A 1,095-nucleotide genomic window follows, 5' to 3' on the forward strand; every position below is an offset into this window, starting at 1 on the left:
TCAGCTCCCGACACGTGACCCACACGTCGGGACCTGCCAGTTCACCCGTCCACTCACCCTGCATGACAGCATTCTGGCCCAACCGCTGCGCGGCCGGGCCAGAACAGAGATCTTCATCGGACTTCTAGAGCCTGTCCTGCCGATCTTGCGGCGCGAAACGGCTGATCGGCTTCGCCTGGCCGCCTGGCCGAAACGCCCCCAGACAACCAGTATGAAGCCGCTCCGGCCAGGCGCCCATGCTCGCCGCTGAGCCGTTTCGCATTGCCATACCGCCGAAGCCGCGCGTTCCAGCGTGGCCACAAGATCGGCAGGACAGGCTCTAGGGACGGGGTTAGGGCAGGCGCCAGTCCACCGGCGCCGCGCCCTGGGCCGCGAGGGCCTCGTTGGCCCGGCTGAACGGGCGGGAGCCGAAGAAGCCGTGGTCGGCGGACATCGGGCTCGGGTGCGCCGACTCGATGCAGGGCACCTCGGCGCCGAGCAGCGGGCGCAGGTTGCGGGCGTTGCGGCCCCACAGGATCGCCACCAGCGGGCGGCCGCGCGCGGCCAGGGCCTTGATCGCCTGCTCGGTCACGGCCTCCCAGCCCTTGCCCTGGTGCGCGTTGGGCTGGCGCGGGGCGACGGTGAGGGCTCGGTTGAGCAGCAGCACGCCGCGCTCGGTCCAGGGGGTCAGATCGCCGTTGGCCGGCGCGGGCAGGCCCAGATCCTGGCCGTACTCGCGGAAGATGTTCAGGAGGCTGCCGGGCAGCGGGCGCACCTGCGGCGCCACCGAGAAGCTCAGGCCCACCGCGTGCCCCGGGGTGGGATACGGGTCCTGGCCGACGATCAGCACCCTGACGTCGTCGAAGGGCTGCTGGAAGGCGCGCAGCACCTGCGGTCCGGGCGGGAGATAGGAGCGGCCCGCGGCCAGTTCGGCCCGCAGGAAGTCGCCCATCGCGGCCACCCGGTCGGCGACCGGGTCCAGGGCCTCGGCCCAGCCGTGTTCCACCAGATCCTTGAGCGGTTGCGCCATAGCGCGTCACTCTACCGCCTGCCGTCCGGTATCAGCCGCGAGGTATCAGGGGCCTGTCGTACATCGGCCCCTGATCCCCACGCCCC

The 1,095-nt window shown here is 71.5% G+C and carries 1 protein-coding gene; it reads right to left on the minus strand.

Annotated elements, in window-relative coordinates; all coding sequences use genetic code 11:
- Positions 1-331 precede the first annotated feature (331 nt).
- Positions 332-1,009, minus strand: a complete 678-nt coding sequence (locus KDL01_RS41320) for a uracil-DNA glycosylase (RefSeq protein ID WP_212534175.1) — start codon at positions 1,007-1,009, stop codon at positions 332-334.
- Between the last annotated feature and the right edge of the window lie 86 nt (positions 1,010-1,095).

It is taken from the genome of Actinospica durhamensis (assembly GCF_018139695.1).
Taxonomy (GTDB): Bacteria; Actinomycetota; Actinomycetes; order Streptomycetales; family Catenulisporaceae; genus Actinospica; species Actinospica durhamensis.

What these genes read in the sequence shown, in the direction of transcription:
- KDL01_RS41320 (WP_212534175.1), bottom strand. Translation starts at nt 1,009, where the DNA reads ATGGCGCAACCGCTCAAGGATCTGGTGGAACACGGCTGGGCCGAGGCC.